Source organism: Cellulophaga sp. BC115SP (genome assembly GCF_009905545.1).
GTDB classification, from domain to species: domain Bacteria; phylum Bacteroidota; class Bacteroidia; order Cytophagales; family Spirosomataceae; genus Flectobacillus; species Flectobacillus rivi.
This window is the reverse complement of record NZ_JAAALB010000176.1, coordinates 1-758: the sequence shown is the minus strand read 5'-3', so window position 1 is coordinate 758 and position 758 is coordinate 1. Positions and strand designations below refer to the sequence as shown.

The following is a 758-nucleotide window of genomic DNA, read 5'->3' as shown; positions in this document are numbered from 1 at the left end:
TACTAAACCATCTAGGTTAATATCTGGTCGTAAGTAACCTGTCACCATGTAGTTATTCAAGCCTTCGGTATTACCTGGATCTGTCAACACAACACTGCCGATAAAGGTACGGTCGTTGTTTGGCCCTTGGTAAATCACAAATCTGTCTGGACTAGCATTACCGCCCCATAGTGCTCGAACACTACCTAGGTCTACCGTTGGATAAGCGGTGTATTCTGGATCTGTTGTTGCCTTTTTGTACAAGCTCAAACTTGGACTTGTGAAATCAACTAAGGCTGAACAGCTTGAGGTCAACGCTATCGCATTGGCAGTCATTGCTCCTAAGTGGTTACGGTGACGAACTGTCACGTAATAGCTCTCTGGAACTGCCCCTACAAAACTCAAGCAACTTACTCCATCTACATCTACAATATCGCCATCGCGTTGTACTAAACCTGAGCGACTATACAAGATCGTACTTGGGTTATTCTTATCGCGTAACTCTACTGATACCCAGTCAACAATCGCATTGTTACCTGTTACCGACAATACAGATGTGGTCGTGGCTTCTTCTGCTCCAATGTGAGGAATATCTGTGTAAGAGCCTTTACCGTAAGGTTGTACTAATGGAATCAGGCCTTGGCTACGTAAGCCATCTAACATCAATCCTACACTTGTATCGTAAGCGCCACGTAAGAACACTTTTGCTGTCAATTTCACTACTGATTGACCAACCGATACGCTCGTATTGTTTGATTGTGCGGCACTTGTTCCGTTAA

Annotated in this window: 1 protein-coding gene; it reads right to left on the bottom strand. The window is 44.2% G+C overall.

Features of this window, described 5'->3' with window-relative positions; translation table 11 throughout:
• Positions 1-758, bottom strand: a 758-nt coding sequence (locus GVN22_RS27495; RefSeq protein WP_205691072.1) for a hypothetical protein, incomplete at both ends; no start/stop codon positions are given.